The sequence below is a fragment of the Streptomyces sp. NPDC091287 genome (assembly GCF_044768525.1).
GTDB lineage: Bacteria > Actinomycetota > Actinomycetes > Streptomycetales > Streptomycetaceae > Streptomyces.
On the sequence record NZ_JBIVUV010000005.1, the window covers coordinates 289,675 to 305,969 of the forward strand.

Consider the following 16,295-nt stretch of genomic DNA (forward strand, 5'->3'; position numbering starts at 1 on the left):
CTCGCCTACCGGAGGACGATGTTCCGGCCGGGGCCGCCGTCGACACTGTCCTTGCCGGGGCCGCCGACGATCAGGTCGTCGCCGTCCTCGCCGTGCACCATGTCGTCGCCGGAGCCGCCGAACAGGAGGTCGTCGCCCTCACCGCCCATGACGTGGTCGTCGCCCGGGCCCGCGTACACGAGGTCGTTGCCGTCGTACGCCTCGATCATGTCGTCGCCCCGGCCGCCCCACAGCCGCTGGTCACCGTCGACGGGCATCAGGTGGTCCATGCCGTCGCCGCCGTCCAGGACCACGCGGCCCATGACCATGTCGTTCCCCGCGTCGCCCCGTACCGTGTGCGCGGTGTGGGCGTGCAGCATGTCGTCGCCGGTGCCGCCGCTGACGGTCGCGACCCCGGGGTCGCTGGTGGCGATCTCGTCGTCGCCGTCGCCGAGGAAGACGTCGATCCGGTCCGGCCGGGAGCTGTCGGTGGGCAGTTCGCAGACGACGTAGGTCTCGTCCCCGGGGGTGAGGTAGGTGCAGTGGTCGCCGGGTACGAGCGGGACCGCGTCGCGGAAGCCGATCCGCCGGACTCCGTCGCCCCGGTCCATGGGAACCACGTGGAGGTCGTTCACCTGTCCCGCGCCCGCGGTGAAGGTGATCGACTGTTTCGCCCAGTCGGCGCCCACGCGGGCCTTCGCCCCGGTGCCGGTGGGGGCGGCGACTGCCGGGGAAGCGGCGAGGCCGGTGGCGAGCAGGGCCACGACGGCCGCGCGGGCGGTGAGTCGGTGTCGGTTCATGGGACCTCATCTCGGTGGGGCGGCCGGTGGGTCGGCCTGCCGGCGGGGGCCTGCCCGGGGTACCGGCGACCGCGGTCGCGAGGGCGGCGTCCTCACGACCGCGACCGGCGCGTTCCGGTACCCCGGGCAGGCTCTGTTCGTCCCGGCGGGGCCGGGCGGGTGCGGTACCGCGTCAGCTCACGTTCACGCGGTGCCGCGTCAGCTCACGTTCACGTCCACGCAGGCGTAGAACGCGTTGGCGGTGTCGGCGATGTTCCACACGGCCAGCACCTTCTGCTTGCCGGACAGGCCGCCGAAGCTGACCTGGTGGGTGACGGTCTCGCCGGGCCGTGCGCCGCCGTCGTTGAACTCGGCGATCTTCCGGCCGCCCGCGTAGTACTGCCAGGTGCTGGTGGCGTGCCGTGCCGTCAGCCGCCAGTTGAAACTGGTCGTCCGGCCGACCGGGGTGACCTTCCAGCCCTTGTTGTCATTGTTGAGTTCGGCGAAGCCGGCGTTCCCTCCGCTGCAACTCGACAGTCCCTTGGGGCCCTCGACGCTCTGCGGCTCGTACTTGATGGCGCCGCAGGAGACCGTTCCGGCGGCGCACTGGGCCTGTCGGCTGGGGGGTGATGAGATGTAGCCGTGCGCGCTCGCGCTGCCGGCCGGCAGGCTGACGGCCAGGAGCGGGGCGATTCCCGCGCCGATGGCGACGGCTAAGAGCCTCTTGCTTTTCATGACAACTCCTCTGTGGGGGTCCGTGCCCGCCCGCGCGAAGACGGGGCAGGCATGCGCATGTCAAGCAGCCACGCCGTGGCGGTGGGGCTGCCACGAGTAGCGACGGAAGCGTACCGCTCTTGGTCTAGACCAAGCTAGTGCCCGGGTGTGACCTCTGTGCCCGACTGTCGGGCGTCGGTCGTGCCGAACAGGCGCTCCAGGACCACCGCGACCCCGTCCTCCGCGTTCGACAGGGTCACCTCGTCGGCCGCCGCGCGCAGCTCCGGATGCGCGTTGCCCATGGCGACCCGATGGCCCGAACCGGCGAACATCGGCAGGTCGTTGGGCATGTCCCCGAACGCGACGATCCGCTCCGCCCCGACCCCCAGCAGCCCGGCGGCCACCGCGAGCCCCGTGCCCTTGTCCACCCCGCGCGGGGCCAGCTCCACCGTGCCGGGACCCGCCATGGTCACCGTCGCCAGATCGCCCACGGCCCCCCGCGCGGCCGCGGCCAGCGCGTCGTCGCCCAGGTCGGGATGGCGCACCAGCACCTTGATCACGGGCCGCTCCCACAACGCGGCCCGGGAGCCGACGCGTTGGGCGGGAAGCGTCGGGTTCGGCATCCGGTACCCGGCCTCGATCAGGGTCACCCCGTCCACGCCGTCCTGGTCCACGGCGGCGAACACGGCTCCGACCTCCGCCTCGATCTTCCCGAGCGCGGTGTCGGCGGCCTCCCGGTCCAGGGCGACGGACCGCAACAGCCGCCCGCCGCCCGCCCCGGCCTCGTAGAGCTGGGTGCCCTGCCCGCAGACGACGAGCCCGGTGTACGCCAGGTCCGCGAGCAACGCCCGTATCCCGGGCACGGGCCGCCCGGTGACGACCAGGTGCCGGGCACCGGCGGAGGCGGCGAGGGCGAGCGCGGCCCGGGAGCGGGCGCTCACGGTGTCGTCCGGACGCAGCAGGGTGCCGTCCAGGTCCGTGGCGACGAGGGCGTGTGCGGGGGTGATGCCGGGGGCGTATGCGGGTGGCGTGGGCATGGGCCCCAGCCTAGAAGGGCCCGGACGGCCGCTTGCCCGCCAGGGGCGGATCGGGTAAAGACCCAGCGGCGGGGTCCCGGCCGGGCCGCGTCGGCCGGGAGCCGCGATGTCATCAGGGGAAGATGCCGCTGTAGGCGTTGAGTGCGGGCCGGCTGCCGAGGTGCGCGTACGAGTTTGATGGCGTCCACCTCGAAGGCGTCGTCGGCCTCCAGCGCCGCCTCGGCGTCGTTACGCCGCAGAGCGTCGGCGAAACGGGCGTTCGCCTCAGATGGCGAACAGAACGGAATGTCGGGTCGCGTGGGTGCGGACTCGTGGATTCACGCGTCGGCAGGGGATGAAATGCGAACGGTGATTTCTACAGTCTCTTCGGTGTTCTGTTAAAACTTCCCCCCGTCAATCACCTTGATGGCGCACCGCCGTTGGGTCAAAGTTCATGTCGCGGCGGGCATCGCTCCCGCCGCCCGGCGAAACTCACCCCCGGCGACACGCGCTGACGTATCGCCGAATCCACCCCCCTCGCGAGTTTCTGCCTGCCATCCGGAAGGAATCAGCGTGCGTAATTCCAGCAATTCCCGCAATTCCAGCAAGTCCAGCAAGTACAGATTCGCCTTCGTGGCCGCCGCACTCTCGGCCTCCGTGGTCATGGGAACCCAGGCAACCGCCCAGGCCCAGGACGCCGCCCCCGCCGGGGACTCGTCCGCCCCGCTCTACCAGCCCGAGATGGTGCGGGCCCTCGCCGCGTCGCTGGGCGTGGACGCGAAGGCGGCGACCGGCCGTCTGGACCGGCAGAACGCCCAGCAGAAGCGGCTGGCGGAGCTGCGCAAGGGCGGACTGGCCGACGACGGCGCGTTCTTCGACGCTTCCGGCGACCTGACCGTCAACGCCGAGGACCGCGCGGACGTCGCCCGGTTCGAACAGGCCGGACTCGAAGCCCGGTTGCCCGCCCGCGGCGAGAGCACCCTCGACCGGATCAAGGCCCAGCTCGACGCCTCCGCCGCCAGGAGCGTCCCCACCGGAGTGGTGGCCTGGTCAGTGGACCTCGCCGCCGACCGGGTCGTCGTCAAGGTGAACAGCGACCGATCCGCCCCCGCCAAGGCATTCCTCGCCGCAGCGGCCAAGCACGGCTCCGCCGTCGAGATCGTGCGCGGCGAGGAGAAGCTCGCACCCCAGGCCGCGATATACCCCGGCAGCAAAATGACGATCAACAGCACCACCGGCTGGTGTTCCGTCGGATACGGGGCCCGCGACCGGTCCGGCAACCAGTACCTGGTGACCGCCGGCCACTGCGTCGCGAACCTTCCGACCCTGCGCTACGACGGCACCGCCTTCGCCAAGGGCACCAAGACCCGCTACGCCCTCGGCACCCGCAGCGTCGACATGGGCATCGCCTCCATCAACTCCGGCCACTCCATCACCACCAGCGTCGGCACCTGGGGCAACACCAACCCGATCGCCGTCCGCGGCAGCAGCCGGGCCGCCTCCGGCGCCTCGCTCTGCAAGTCCGGTGCCACCACCGGTTGGACCTGCGGCACGGTCGGCTCCTACAACGTCTCGGTCACCTACGTCGACCTCAACGGCGGACCCGACACCGTCGTCACCGGCCTCGCCACGTCCAGCGTCTGCACGGAGGGCGGCGACAGCGGAGGCGCGTACATCTCCGGCAACCAGGCCCAGGGCATGACCTCCGGCGGCCCGACCAACCAGCGGTGCACCGGAGGAGTCAACTCCCGCGGCTCCTCGTACTTCCAGCCGCTCGACGACACGCTCGCCTATTACGGGCTGACTCTCAACACCAACTGACCTGCGGCAGAAGGGCTGACCAGGGGCCGTCCACCGGGCTAAGGTGGGCGGCCCCCCGCGCCGCCGGTGCACGCAGATCGTTGAGAGACGCCATGCCGCATCCCCTCCACGACGTCGACCACGTCGAAGACCTCCCAAGGGCCGACGCGACTTTCGCCGCCGTGTTCCGCCAAGCCCTGCGCCGACGCGGACTCCCGCTGGAACGCATCCGCGACCATCTGCGCGCCCAGCACATATCCGTCAGCCTCGCCACGCTCAGCCACTGGCAGCGCGGTCGCAGCCAGCCGGAGAAGGCCCAGTCCCTGCGCGCCGTCGACGCCCTGGAACCGCTGCTGGATCTTCCCACCGGAACCCTGCGCTCGCTGCTCGGACCGCACCGCCCCCGGGGTGGTGCCCGGCCGCCCGACCCTGCCGCGGCCCGGGGCGTCTTCGGCGAGGACTCCGATGTCGAGCGGGCCCTCGGCGACGCCTTCGCCCACTTCAACGCCGGTCTGCGCGCGCTCACCGTCCAGGAGACGGTCTGCCTGGACGAGCACCGGACCATCCGCGAGACCTCGGTGACCACAGTGGTGCAGGCCGTCCACGACGGCGTCGACCACCTCAGCGTCGTCCACTTCCTCGACTCGCCGAAGGCCGGTACGGCCGTCCTCTCCGTCCCCGGCAGCCCCGAACCGCGCATCCGGTTCCTGGAGGAGTTGGGCTGCGTGGCGGCAGACATCCCGCTCGGCCGCCGACTGGCCCGCACGGAGACGGCGGTCGTCGCCTACACCCTCCGCGCGGAGGGGCAAGCCTCCTGGCAGCATGAGCGCCGCGTCACGGTTCCTCTGCGTGCCTATCTGCTGCACGTGCGCTTCGACCCTCGGGCGGTGCCCACCCGCTGCTGGGGGTACCGCCGCGAGCGAATCGGCGCCGACCCCTCTCACCGCCACCGCACGGCGCTCGACGACTTCCACTCGACCCACCTCATGCCGACGCGGTGCGTACCGGGCGTCTACGGGATCGAGTGGAGCTGGCCCGACTGAGCGACGGAAGGCCCCACCGCGTGTGCCTGCGTGCGCGGTGGGGCCTGCCTGTACGGCTCCGGGTGCTCAGCCGGTGCCGAAGCCCCCGGCCCGGACGCCCGCCACGAAGGCGGTGAACGCGGTGACGGGGACATCGAGGACCGGGCCGCTGACGTTCTTGGAGTCGCGGACGGGGACGATGCCGTGCGGGGCGGCGAGGTTGGTGGCGACCTCGACGCACTGGCCGCCGTTGTCGCTGTACGAGGACGTGAACCAACGGGGGGTCTCGGTTGTCACTGGATGCCCTTTCGCAACTGCCTGAACATGTCTACGGACGCGGCCTGGGAGGGCGCTACCGCCTGCATCTGATGGTAGGCCGTCAGATGCGGAAGCACAGAGCCACTTTCTCGCTCCAAGTAACCCTGCTGGGCGGACTCGGCGTACGACATGAGCGAGCGGTCGGGCATGGTCAGGATGGTGACCGGCAGGTTGAATGGGCGGAGTTCACCCATGTCGAACGTGGCCACCTGGATCACGGTGTTGGGCTGCTCCGCGAACTCGATCAGGCGGTCCATCTGCGCCCTCATGACCTCCGGCCCGCCGACCGGCCTGCGGAGGCAGCTCTCGTCCAGCGTCGCGAAGACCAGCGGCGGCTTCTCCCGGACGAGGGCCGCCTGACGCTCCGCGACCAGCGCGACGCGCTCTTCTGCCTGGTCGGCCGTGATCGCCTGTCGCCTGACGGCGCTGTCGGCCAGGACCCTGGCGTACTCCGGGGTCTGGAGCAGGCCAGGCATGACGCCGACCTCGTACAGCCGGATCTCCGCCGCCCGGCGCTCGTAACCGAGGAACTCCGGGAAGCCCTCCAGCAGGCTGCCGTGCTTGATCTGGCCCAGCTCGCGCTCGAACGACGCCTCGGTCCCGGTGAGCCCCAGCACCCGGTCCGTACTGCGCGAAAAGCGCAAGGTAGCGAGTTTGCGACCAGTTTCCACGGACGAGATGTGCGTGCTGGAGTAGCCGTTGTGGTCCCCCAGCACTTCCTGCGTCCAGCCCCGCTTCTCCCGTAAGCCCCGCAGACGTGCGCCGTAGGCCGCCTGCGCCGAGCTTTCCGGATTCAACTCCTTGATGTTCACGGACCCCAGCCCCGATCTTCCGTGCCGAATGGGCAAGTTGAATGGCTCCTGACGTTAGGTCACGCTGAATCGCCCCGGTAGTCAAACGGCTACAGAGAGGAGCGATAGGTGTACGGCGAGAACGTTTGCCCGAACGCGCAGCAGCCTCCCGACCCTCCGGCCCCCGGCACGCTCATGGTGGACACCGGTCGCGGTGACCGCGTGGGGGAGTTCCGCGGGGTCGCCGGCCCCTACTGGTCGCTGCGGCCCGTGGGCGGCGGGGCCGAGTGGGAGGCCGAGCCGCACCGGGTCCGGCCCGCGCTCCTCATAGAGCAGCTGAGGGCCAGGACCGCACGGCTGAATGCCCGCAGCCGGGGTGAGGTGCTGTGAACCTCCCTCACCAGCAGCCCATTTGGTACGTCGCCGAGAGCCACGGCGGCGACGCGGCGCGCTCCGTCCGGCTCGGCGGGATCCTCGCACCGACGCGACGGCTGGCCCTGCGCTGGCTGCGGCGGCAGGCCCAGCGCTTCGCGGACGCGCTCGACCCGGACCCGTACGCCCCCTGGGCCCCGGCCCGTGCGCTGTACCCGGTCCCCGCAGGCGGCCGACGCGACGCACCGGCCGAACTCCGTTCCTGGGCGAACAGTTTCCGCGAGCACGACTACGCGCTGACGCGGCTCGCGGACGGGCTGCCGTACGAGTTCGTCGCCCGGGACGCCGGGTCCTGGTACGGGCTCGTCATGCGCCCCCTGGCCGTCGCCTCCCGTACTTCCCCTCCCCACCGGCAAGGATGAGCGCCATGTTGCAGTGCACCGCCTTCACCGAACTCCCCGAGATGGGTGCGCGCGTCGCGCTCATGGGCCTGGCGGGCGGGCCCGGCCAGGGTGTGGAAGCGCCCGACCTGGACGAATTCCTGCTCTGTGAACTCGGCGAGCACGAGGAGGCGATCGAGCACGCTGCCCAGCTCTGGTCGGCCTCGGCTCCGGCCGGGCGGGATCTGTGGATGTTCTGGACCGACACCGGTGGGCGGCGGAAGTTCCGCTTCACGGAACTGCTGCCCTGTCCGGCCGTCATTCACCGGCTGTCCGTCAAGGAGGGGGATGCCTGCGTGCTGTACGACCGGCACCCGGCCGCGCACTCCTGGGACGTGACGGACCCGCTCGCCGATCTGATGGCGGAGCGAATCCGGGAGGACGTACGACGCGACCGGGGGGACGGAGGCGGAGGGGAGAGGCTCTGACGCTGTGCGCGCCCGCCCGCCCGCCGGGCCGTCCGGGCGCGCCGAATTCTGCCGATCGGCAGATGTGCCGGGACGCCCCGCGCGGCAGCCTCGATCCATGACGACAGGCATCGGGCACCGCTCCGAGAGGTGCGGCGGATGCGAGCGGCGAAGCAGAGGAAGTCGGTCATGCCGAACACGGTCACCGGAACGCGTACCGGGGAGGCCTCCCCGGATGCCGTGCCCCGCCGACGCTGGTGGTCCGGCTGGCCGGACTGGTCCGCCTGCCTGGCGGTCGTATGGTCGGCGCTCTACGGGGCGGCGGCGCTGTACTGGGCGCTCGGCGGGGACGGTTACCCCTTCGAGCGGGTCCACGAGGACCGGTCCTCCGGGTCGATCCTGGAGCCGAGCCGGGCCGAGGCCGTCGCCCCGGTGCTGGCCCTGTTCTGCGCCCTCGGGGTGGTCGCCGGTGTCCTGATGCTGAAGAACCTCGGGACCGGCCGGGTCCGCAAGGCCCTCCTCGCCTACGGGTGGGCGGCCGGTATCGCCCTGACCCTCCTGATCCCCGACTACTCGCTGCTCGGTCTGCTGGCGTTCTCCCCGGCGCTGATCGTGTTCGTCTTCACCGGAGTGCCGGGCCCGCAGGACCTGGGCGACATCATGTACTGGCACCGCGGAAACCTGATGATCGTCTTTGTCGGCGGGCTGCTGTGGGTCGCCGCGACGCTCGCGTACCAGCGGCGCACCAACGGGCAGTGCGTGTACTGCGGCCGGGCCCCGCACGCGCCCGGCCGCTGGACCGACGCCGCCAGGCTGCGCACCTGGGGGCGTCGGGCGGTCTGGCTGGCCGTGCTCTCGACCCTCCCGTACGACATCACCCGCATCGCCTGGTACTTCGGCTGGCCGCTCGGCATCACCGACGAGTTCCTGAAGGAGATGCAGGACACGCCCAGCATGCTGGAGTTGGGGCTCGCGCTGGGAGTGGTGTCGACCCTGGGCAGCCTGCTGACGCACGGGCTGATCGCCAGGTGGGGCGAGGTGTGGCCGCGCTGGGTGTGGTGGAGGAAGGGGCGGACGATTCACCCGGCGACCGCCGTCGTACCGGCCGGATTCGTCGCGGTCGTGCTCATTCCGGGCGGCCTGATGGCGGTGCGTGGCTTCGAGCTGACCTCGTGGGGGGAGACCGGTCCCGCGATCCTGTGGGCGGTCTGGGGTGTCGCCCTGGGCGCCGCCACCTACCTGTACTACCTGCGCCGCCGAGCCGTCTGCCGCAGTTGCGGGCAGGGCTGACGGGCAGTCGGTACCCCCCGCGTCAGCTGAGGCAGAACTCGTTGTCCTCGGGGTCCGCCATGAGGACCCAGCTCCCGCCCTGTTCGTCGAACGTGCGCACCGCCCGCGCGCCCAGCCCCACCAGCCGTGCCTCCTCCGTGTCGCGCTGCCCCGGCGCGGAGTGCACATCGATGTGGAGGCGGTTCTTCACCGTCTTCGGCTCCGGTACCCGCTGGAACAGCAGCCGCCGCCCCTGCCCCGTACCGCTGACCTCGTCGTACGGGTCGTCCGGATGCCGGGCCGCCGCGAGGTCGAGCCAGGCGCGGCGACCGTGGGCGTGGGTCGTGATCGCCTCCGGTACGGCTCCGGCCGCGAGCAACTGCTCGACCAGCGGGCGTACTTCGAGGTGCTGCGCGAGTCGGCCGACCTGGTGAACTGGGCGGAGGAGAGCCGGCTGCCGGGCGGGCTCGGTCCGGGCGGCGGGCCCGGTTCCGGTCCGGGCCCCGCGCTCGTCGTGAGCGCGGGGGAGGTGGCGGAAGCGCGTGTTCTGCGCGACGCGCTGTGGCGGCTGGCGGAGGGCCATGTCGAGGGGACGCCTCCCGGCCCGGACGACCTCGCCATCCTCAACGACGCAGCGGCGCACCCGCCCTGGCGGCCCGGCTGACCGCGGGCGGGGGTCGGGAGTGGGCTCCCGGGGGCACCGGGACCGGGCTGCTGTCCACCGTCGCCCGCGATGCGGTCGACCTGTTCACCGGGGCGTATGCCCACCGGATCCGCACGTGCGGCGCGCACGGCTGCCGCCTGATGTTCGTCGACACCTCCCGCCCCGGCAGGCGCCGCTGGTGCTCGATGGAGCGCTGCGGCAACCGCCACAAGGTCCGGGCCCACCGCGCCCGGCTCACCGCCGCCGACGAGTGAAGAGGGCTCTGCGTCCGTCCCGTGATCGATGCCGACTGTCTCTGTGCATGGGGCACGAAAATCTATGTTCGCCAGAGTAGACATTGGGTGGTGCTGTGGTTATGGTTTCTCTTGTAGCCCAAAGAGACAGCAGGGCCCGGCAGAGACGAACTGCCGGGCAGCAGTGCAAGCAGTTGCCGTTCGAAAGACGGTGCGGTGGCGGAGTTTCGAAGCCAGGGTTGTTGCAGGACGGCGACGGGGCTGGCGACCGCACTGGGTGGCCCGCAGTGATCAGGGGCCGCCGTCAGCAGTACCGCGTTTCACGCAGGAGCAGTACCCAGCAGTAAGCAAGTGATTCATTTCAGAGGGAAGAACGGAGGGGCGAGGCGCCATCAGGATCGCCCGGGCGGAGTCGTGAGCCCGGGTACCGCAGGACATCGATAGTGAGGTGGTCTCCGGTCAAGCAACCGCGATCCCCGCGACCCCGGCAAGTTTCAGGCCGGGTCAGCGGAAACAGAAGGCCGGCGCAGTACCAGGTCGGCGGATGGTGTTAGCAGTTCCTTCGGGGCCCGAGTGCCGTACGGCACTCGGGCCCCTCCACGCGTTCCACAGAGAGGTGCAAATGACAGCAGGCGACTCGTTCGGACGTCTCGACGACGACGACTATCCCGCCTACACGATGGGCCGGGCCGCCGAGATGCTCGGTACCACACAGGGCTTTCTCCGAGCCATCGGAGAAGCCCGCCTCATCACCCCGCTGCGTTCCGAGGGCGGGCATCGCCGCTACTCCCGCTACCAGCTGCGCATCGCCGCACGTGCTCGGGAACTGGTCGACCAGGGCACCCCCATCGAGGCCGCCTGCCGCATCGTCATCCTCGAAGACCAGCTCGAAGAAGCCCAGCGCATCAACGCCGAATACCGCAAAGCCGCCGCATCGGAGAACCCGACGACCGCAGGCTGAGGTGGTGTCGACCCCCGCCGGCGGCTCGCTGTCGTGCCGCTCGTCGACGAGCACGGCAGCGCCCGCCAGCAGGAAACGGTGCGGCCCGAGCGGCAGGCGCCGGTCGGGCCCTCGCCGCGGGCAGGGTTCCGTCAGAGCGCGGTGCCGTATCTCAGTGGTCGGATTTCAGTGGTCGGAGTAGCTGAAGTCGCCCATGGTCCAGGCGCTGACGTCATCGATCGCCACGCGGTACATCCCGCCCGTGTCCGGGATCCCCACCGTTCCCTGCAGAATCCGCGCCACATGGAAATGCAGATGCGTGGGTGCTTTCTCCACGGGCGTCGGGGCGGTGAAGACGGCGGAGAATTCGCTCAGGCGGGCCGAGTCGGCCAGGACCTCCGACACCCGCTGCCGCCAGACCGCTTCGGGAGCCAGCCGACCGGTGATGACAGCACCACCGGCGACCACGGTCAGAGTCATCTGATTGCTGTGCCCGGACTCCACCAGGGCAGCGATATCAACAAGCAGTTCGTCAGGTTTCGACATGGGGCCAACTCTATGCACCACCGTCCGGCCGGTTCGAGGGGTGTGCCCTCACCGGCTTCGACAATGCCGGGTCAGTGCACCTGGGCCTCGCGCGGGCGGAGACCGGCGCAGGCCGGGCAGGCGTGCCGGTCGATCGCGGCCAGCAGGCGGGTGGCGGCCGTGCGTACGGTCCGCGCCGGGGAAGGCCCCCCGGCCTCGGGCGTCTCGGGCGTGCCGGGCGCGGCGCCCAACCGGGCGGCCGTGGCGCGGCCCGCCACCACCGCGTCGTGCGCGGCGCGGGTCCACGCGGGGTGCTCGGGGTTCCCGGCCGCCAGGATCGTGGCGAGCAGGTCCAGGACGCCCGCCCGGTCCCTGACCGTGTCCGTCGCCGCCAGCTCCCAGAGGAACGGCACCGTCGCCGCCGTCGAGTCGAAGACGGGCGGGGTGCCGATCCAGCGCTCCAGATCGCTCAGCGCCTCGTCCGAGGTCGGCGCGTCCCCCCAGGCGATCCGCGACAGCACCCCGGGAACCTGGGACGCGGAGCCGTACGCGTGCTGCAGCTCGTGCCACCGCACGTTCCTCATGGCCCCCAGGACAGTCCCCATCCGGGCACTCAATCAGCCTTTACCGCACGGCGTCCACCATGCCGGGGGACCGTTCCGCTGACCGGCCCGTTCCGTGGAGCCTGCGCAGATACTCCCGTACGGAGCGGGCACCGTCCGCCGGGGCGACAAGGCCCACGTGGTGGTCGGGGCGGACGACCACGACGGTGCCCGTTCCGGTACGACCGGAGGCTTCCGTTCCGTACGCGGCGGCCGCGTGGCCCGCGTCGTCGACCACCGCTCCCGGCTCCACCCCTGTCCGGTCCTCGTGCGCCGCGTACACCCGGCAGATCCGCACCCCGGCGTCGCCGTACGCGTCCGCTGTCCCGCGCAGGACCGCCGCGCTCCCGGGGCCGAAACCGAGGACCGTGGTGCGGGGGCCCGCGAAGACGCGGTGCAGCCGGGTCCGTGCCCCGGTCGCGGCGTCGGCGCAGGGGGCGTCCGGGGCGCGGTCCCCGGCGGCCGGGGTTGCGGGCGCGTCGGCGTGGTGGGCGGCCAGGGAGCTCCAGCGGTAGCCGACGTCCAGGCCGGTGGTGTCGGGAGTGATCGCCGCGTCCAGGCCGCCGCCGGGGCGGCGGATCGCCTCCAGGGTGGCCCGCAGCCGCTCCGATGTGAGGTCCAGGGTGCGGGCGGCCACCGGGAGGCGCTCCTCCTCGTAGGTGTCCAGCAGCCTCGTGTCCGCGTGACCGGCGAGCACCAGCCCCAGCTTCCAGCCCAGGTTGAACGCGTCCTGGATACCGGTGTTCATCCCGAGGCCGCCGGCGATGGCGTGCACGTGCGCCGCGTCGCCGGCGAGGAGGACCCGCCCCGCGCGGAACCGGTCCGCCATCCGTACGTTGACCCGGTACGTCGACAGCAGCTCCGCCCGCGTCAGGGCCCGGCCGGGCAGGGCGGTGTGGTGGGCGAGCAGCCGCCGGAACCCGTCGGCGGTGGGCGCGAGCGGCCGTCCCCGCCCGTCCCGCTCCGGCCCGGCCTGGAACCACCAGCCCGTCCGCGTGCCGGGGATCGGGCAGAGCATCACCGCGCCGTCCTCGTCGAACCACTGGTGCCAGCGGGTGCGGTCCAGGGCGCCCTCGGCCAGGTCGACATCGCCGCAGACCATCACCTGGTCCTCGTCGGTGGTCCCCTCGAACCCGATCCCGAGCAGCTTCCGTACGGAGCTGTGGGCGCCGTCGCAGCCGACGACGTACCGGGCCCGCCCGGCCGGCCCATCGGCGTACGTGACGTCGACGTGGCCCCCGTCGCCCCTGTTGACCTCGTTGCCTCCGCCGTCATCGTGACGTGCCTGCGTCAGCCCCACGACCTCGCGGCCGGGCTCGACGCGGACGCCGTACCCGGCCAGCCGGTCGCGGAGGATCCCCTCCAGCCGCCACTGGGCGATCAGCCACCCCCGGTCGTAGGGGGCGTCCGGCGACGGCGCGGTGTCCGCCCACGGATCGGCCTCCGCGACCGGGAGACGGTCGCGGTACTTGAGCATCGGCAGCGGGGCCGAACCGGCGGCGAGCACCTCCTCGACCACTCCCAGATCGTCCAGGATCTCCAGCGACCGGGGGTTGGGGCCCTTGGCCCGCGAGGTGCGCGGCGGGGCGGGGGACCGGTCCACGATCCGTACGGCCGCGCCGCGCCGGGCCAGGTCGCAGGCCAGCACCAGCCCGGTGGGTCCCGCTCCCACGATGAGTACGTCGGTCATGCCCATGCCTCTCCTTCGGTCACGCTCCCGGTCCATCCAGGACCAGGAAAACGTAACCGAGTAAGAAAGGCAACTAGGTAATCTTTTGTTCTGCGGGGCTGTCCTGCGGCGTGGGCGTGGGGTCCGAGGTCATGGCTGCGGGGCCCTCGGTCGTGGCCGCGGGGTCCGGGGTCATGGCCGCGGGCGCGGCTGCCGCCGTCGCCAGCAGCTTCAGGGCGAGCGCCCGGTTGCGTCGGGCGGTCCGCAGCGCGTCCCAGGTCAGCAGCGACAGCGCCAGCCAGACCAGGGCGAACCCGGCCCACCGCTCGGGCGGCATCGACTCGTTGAAGTACAGGACGCCCAGCCCGAACTGGAAGACCGGGGCCAGGTACTGGAGCAGCCCCAACGTGGACAGCGGCACCCGGACCGCCGCCGCACCGAAGCAGATCAGCGGCACCGCCGTGACGATGCCCGTCGCGGCGAGCAGGAACCCGTGCCCCGCGCCCCCGGTCGTGAACGTCGACCCGCCGGTGGCGGCGAGCCAGAGCAGGAAGCCGAGTGCGGGCACGAAGAGCACGGCGGTCTCGGCGGCCAGCGACTCCAGGCCGCCCATGTTGACCTTCTTCTTCACCAGCCCGTACGTGGCGAACGAGAACGCCAGCACCAGCGAGACCCAGGGCGGCTTGCCGTAGCCGATCGCCAGGACGAGGACGGCGACGAGCCCTGTGGCGACCGCGGTCCACTGGACCGGCCGCAGCCGTTCGCCCAGCAGCAGGACGCCCATGGCGATGGTGACCAGCGGATTGACGAAGTAGCCGAGCGAGGCCTCGACGACCTGGCCGTTGTTCACGGCCCAGATGTAGAGACCCCAGTTGACGGTGATGGTTGCCGCCGCGACCGATATCAGGCCCAGTTTGCGCCGGTCGCGGACCAGTTCGCCGATCCAGGCCCAGCGGCGTACGACCAGCAGGGCGACGGCGACGACGCCGAGCGACCAGACCATCCGGTGCGCGAGGATCTCGATCGCCCCGGACGGCTTGAGCAGCGGCCAGAACAGCGGGACCAGGCCCCACATCCCGTACGCGCCGATTCCGTACAGCAGGCCTGCCCGCTGTTCGTTCTTCCCCTCCACGTGCCCTCCCGGCCCGCCCACGCCGGCGGATCCGCCGACGGCACGACGGTAGCGCCGGAAGGGCTTCGTGTCATAGCCGTCTCACGGAAACACTCATGACACTGATGACACTTGACACCGATGACGCTCATGGCAGGGCGCGGGGCCGCGCTCGGCACGGTGGGGAAGAGGTGCGCCGAGGGTCAGGCGGTGGCCAGGGCGGCGCGCACGGTCTCGGCGAGGGGTGTCGTCGGGCGGCCGATGAGCCGGGCGAGGTCGCCGCTCGTCCCCGCGAGCCGTCCCCGTCCGATCGCCTCGTCCACGTCCACGAGGATCGCGGCGAAGCCCTCGGGCAGTCCGGCACCGACCAGGGCCTCCTGGTGCGCGGCGGCCGGGACGTTCTTGTACGTGATCTCCTCGCCGGTCAGCTCGGACAGCAGCGCGGCGTACGAGGCGAGCGACCAGGCGGTGTCGCCGCTCAGCTCGTAGGCGGTGTTCAGGTGGCCCTCGCCGGTCAGCACGGCGGCCGCCGCGGCGGCGTAGTCGGCCCGGGAGGCGGAGGCGACACGGCCCTCGCCCGCGTTGGCGAGCACCGTGCGGTGCTCCAGGACCGGGGCCAGGTTGCCGGTGTAGTTCTCGGTGTACCAGCCGTTGCGCAGGAACGTGTACGGCAGCCCGGAGTCGAGGATCAGCTGCTCGGTGGCCTTGTGCTCGTCGGCCAGCGTGAAGTCCGCGTCCGGCCCGCCGAGCACGCCGGTGTACGCGAGCTGGGCGACGCCCGCCGCCTTCGCCGCGGCGACGACCGCGGCGTGCTGCGGCACCCGCTTGCCCACCTCACTGCCGGAGATCAGCAGTACCCGGTCGCCGGACCGGAAGACTCCGGCGAGGGACTCGGGGCGGTCGTAGTCCGCGATGCGCAGCTCCACGCCCCGGGCGGCGAGCGCGGCGGCCTTCTCCTTGTCGCGCACGACCGCGACGACCTCGCCGGCCGGGACCTCGGCCAGCAGGGCGTCGACGACGAGGCGGCCGAGTGCGCCAGTGGCTCCGGTGACAACGATGCTCATGAGGGGTCTCCGATTCGGTGGTTCGATGACGCGGTTTCGGTGGTTCAGTCCGCTTCTGCGCTTCGGTTACGACCTTACGGGTAGCGCTAACTGTAAGAAAGTACCCACTTTGAAGTAAGGTACTGGCATGGCAGAGAGTGCGGAGGTTCCACGACCGAGTCGTCCGGGTGAAGGCCGTAGTGCGGCCTTGTCCTCTCTCCTGGCCTGGGACGTCAACCAGCCCATGTGTCCGTCCCGGCTGATCCTGGAACACGTGACGAGCCGCTGGGGCGTCCTCGTACTGGCGGCGCTGCTGGAGCGTTCGTACCGCTTCAGCGAACTGCGCCGCGCGGTGGGCGGGGTCAGCGAGAAGATGCTGGCCCAGACCCTCCGGACGTTGGAACGCGACGGCTTCGTCCACCGGGACGCGAAGCCGGTGATCCCGCCGCGGGTCGACTACACGCTCACCCCGCTCGGCATCGAGGCCGCCGAGCAGGTCTGGGCGCTCGCCCGCTGGACCGAACGCCAGGTGGGCGCGGTGCAGGCGGCACGCGAGGCATACGACGGGGCCCGGGCCTGACCCCGTGGGGGATCGGGCCCG

Annotated in this window: 18 protein-coding genes and 2 pseudogenes; 9 read left to right on the forward strand and 11 right to left on the reverse strand. The window is 71.6% G+C overall.

The window, feature by feature from the left end; genetic code table 11:
• Positions 1-5: 5 nt before the first annotated feature.
• From ACIQRW_RS10260 to ACIQRW_RS10270, 3 genes are all read right to left on the reverse strand, one after another.
• The gene (locus ACIQRW_RS10260; RefSeq protein ID WP_403757104.1) at positions 6-779 is read right to left on the reverse strand and encodes a calcium-binding protein; all 774 of its coding nucleotides are present in this window, start codon (positions 777-779) and stop codon (positions 6-8) included.
• Positions 780-977: 198 nt separating this feature from the next.
• Positions 978-1,493: a lytic polysaccharide monooxygenase auxiliary activity family 9 protein gene (locus tag ACIQRW_RS10265; RefSeq protein WP_403757107.1), complete on the reverse strand. Its 516-nt coding sequence runs from the start codon at positions 1,491-1,493 to the stop codon at positions 978-980.
• Positions 1,494-1,627: 134 nt separating this feature from the next.
• A complete protein-coding gene (locus tag ACIQRW_RS10270) occupies positions 1,628-2,509 on the reverse strand; it encodes an HAD family hydrolase (protein ID WP_403757110.1) in 882 nt (293 codons plus the stop codon).
• Between the two features lie 642 nt (positions 2,510-3,151).
• Here ACIQRW_RS10270 and ACIQRW_RS10275 point away from each other — a divergent pair.
• Together ACIQRW_RS10275 and ACIQRW_RS10280 are read left to right on the forward strand one after the other, a co-directional pair.
• Complete coding sequence (locus ACIQRW_RS10275) at positions 3,152-4,309, forward strand: S1 family peptidase (RefSeq protein ID WP_403757448.1); 1,158 nt, start codon at positions 3,152-3,154, stop codon at positions 4,307-4,309.
• Positions 4,310-4,401: 92 nt separating this feature from the next.
• A complete protein-coding gene (locus ACIQRW_RS10280; RefSeq protein WP_403757113.1) occupies positions 4,402-5,331 on the forward strand; it encodes a hypothetical protein in 930 nt (309 codons plus the stop codon).
• A 66-nt stretch (positions 5,332-5,397) separates the two neighbouring features.
• On the opposite strand, the gene ACIQRW_RS10285 is transcribed toward ACIQRW_RS10280, so the two are convergent.
• Together ACIQRW_RS10285 and ACIQRW_RS10290 are read right to left on the reverse strand one after the other, a co-directional pair.
• The gene (locus ACIQRW_RS10285; protein ID WP_403757116.1) at positions 5,398-5,607 is read right to left on the reverse strand and encodes a DUF397 domain-containing protein; all 210 of its coding nucleotides are present in this window, start codon (positions 5,605-5,607) and stop codon (positions 5,398-5,400) included.
• Positions 5,604-6,440 (reverse strand): Scr1 family TA system antitoxin-like transcriptional regulator, encoded by an 837-nt coding sequence (locus ACIQRW_RS10290; RefSeq protein WP_403757451.1) that lies wholly within the window; start codon positions 6,438-6,440, stop codon positions 5,604-5,606. The genes ACIQRW_RS10285 and ACIQRW_RS10290 overlap by 4 nt, the downstream gene beginning before the upstream one ends.
• A gap of 108 nt (positions 6,441-6,548) precedes the next feature.
• On the opposite strand from ACIQRW_RS10290, the gene ACIQRW_RS10295 reads away from it, so the two are divergent.
• The 4 genes from ACIQRW_RS10295 (at position 6,549) to ACIQRW_RS10310 (ending at position 8,928) form a co-directional block, all read left to right on the forward strand.
• Positions 6,549-6,809 carry a hypothetical protein gene (locus ACIQRW_RS10295; protein ID WP_403757119.1) on the forward strand — a complete coding sequence of 87 codons (261 nt, stop codon included), beginning with the start codon at positions 6,549-6,551 and terminating at the stop codon, positions 6,807-6,809.
• Positions 6,806-7,213: a hypothetical protein gene (locus ACIQRW_RS10300; protein WP_403757122.1), complete on the forward strand. Its 408-nt coding sequence runs from the start codon at positions 6,806-6,808 to the stop codon at positions 7,211-7,213. The genes ACIQRW_RS10295 and ACIQRW_RS10300 overlap by 4 nt, the downstream gene beginning before the upstream one ends.
• A gap of 5 nt (positions 7,214-7,218) precedes the next feature.
• Positions 7,219-7,659, forward strand: coding sequence for a hypothetical protein (locus tag ACIQRW_RS10305; protein ID WP_403757125.1), 441 nt, complete (start codon positions 7,219-7,221; stop codon positions 7,657-7,659).
• Positions 7,660-7,827: 168 nt separating this feature from the next.
• The gene (locus tag ACIQRW_RS10310; protein WP_403757127.1) at positions 7,828-8,928 is read left to right on the forward strand and encodes an NYN domain-containing protein; all 1,101 of its coding nucleotides are present in this window, start codon (positions 7,828-7,830) and stop codon (positions 8,926-8,928) included.
• A 22-nt stretch (positions 8,929-8,950) separates the two neighbouring features.
• Here the strand turns inward: ACIQRW_RS10310 and ACIQRW_RS10315 are convergent.
• Positions 8,951-9,301 (reverse strand): annotated as a pseudogene (locus tag ACIQRW_RS10315) (VOC family protein); the annotation flags it as partial.
• On the opposite strand from ACIQRW_RS10315, the pseudogene ACIQRW_RS10320 reads away from it, so the two are divergent.
• Together ACIQRW_RS10320 and ACIQRW_RS10325 are read left to right on the forward strand one after the other, a co-directional pair.
• Positions 9,302-9,825, forward strand: a pseudogene (locus ACIQRW_RS10320) (CGNR zinc finger domain-containing protein); the annotation flags it as partial.
• 601 nt (positions 9,826-10,426) lie between these two features.
• Positions 10,427-10,765, forward strand: a complete 339-nt coding sequence (locus ACIQRW_RS10325; RefSeq protein ID WP_403757130.1) for a MerR family transcriptional regulator — start codon at positions 10,427-10,429, stop codon at positions 10,763-10,765.
• Positions 10,766-10,930: 165 nt separating this feature from the next.
• Here the strand turns inward: ACIQRW_RS10325 and ACIQRW_RS10330 are convergent, their stop codons facing one another.
• The 5 genes from ACIQRW_RS10330 to ACIQRW_RS10350 form a co-directional block, all read right to left on the reverse strand.
• Entirely contained in the window at positions 10,931-11,290 is a 360-nt protein-coding gene (locus ACIQRW_RS10330) for a hypothetical protein (protein WP_403757133.1), read from the reverse strand.
• 71 nt (positions 11,291-11,361) lie between these two features.
• Complete coding sequence (locus ACIQRW_RS10335; RefSeq protein ID WP_403757136.1) at positions 11,362-11,874, reverse strand: hypothetical protein; 513 nt, start codon at positions 11,872-11,874, stop codon at positions 11,362-11,364.
• A gap of 19 nt (positions 11,875-11,893) precedes the next feature.
• Positions 11,894-13,567 (reverse strand): FAD-dependent monooxygenase, encoded by a 1,674-nt coding sequence (locus ACIQRW_RS10340; RefSeq protein ID WP_403757139.1) that lies wholly within the window; start codon positions 13,565-13,567, stop codon positions 11,894-11,896.
• A 67-nt stretch (positions 13,568-13,634) separates the two neighbouring features.
• On the reverse strand, positions 13,635-14,672 hold the full coding sequence (gene rarD / locus ACIQRW_RS10345) for an EamA family transporter RarD (RefSeq protein ID WP_403757142.1): 1,038 nt from the start codon (positions 14,670-14,672) through the stop codon (positions 13,635-13,637).
• A 182-nt stretch (positions 14,673-14,854) separates the two neighbouring features.
• Positions 14,855-15,715 carry an NmrA family NAD(P)-binding protein gene (locus ACIQRW_RS10350; RefSeq protein WP_403757145.1) on the reverse strand — a complete coding sequence of 287 codons (861 nt, stop codon included), beginning with the start codon at positions 15,713-15,715 and terminating at the stop codon, positions 14,855-14,857.
• A 223-nt stretch (positions 15,716-15,938) separates the two neighbouring features.
• Here ACIQRW_RS10350 and ACIQRW_RS10355 point away from each other — a divergent pair, with 223 nt between their 5' ends.
• Positions 15,939-16,274 (forward strand): winged helix-turn-helix transcriptional regulator, encoded by a 336-nt coding sequence (locus tag ACIQRW_RS10355; protein ID WP_398065640.1) that lies wholly within the window; start codon positions 15,939-15,941, stop codon positions 16,272-16,274.
• Positions 16,275-16,295: the final 21 nt, after the last annotated feature.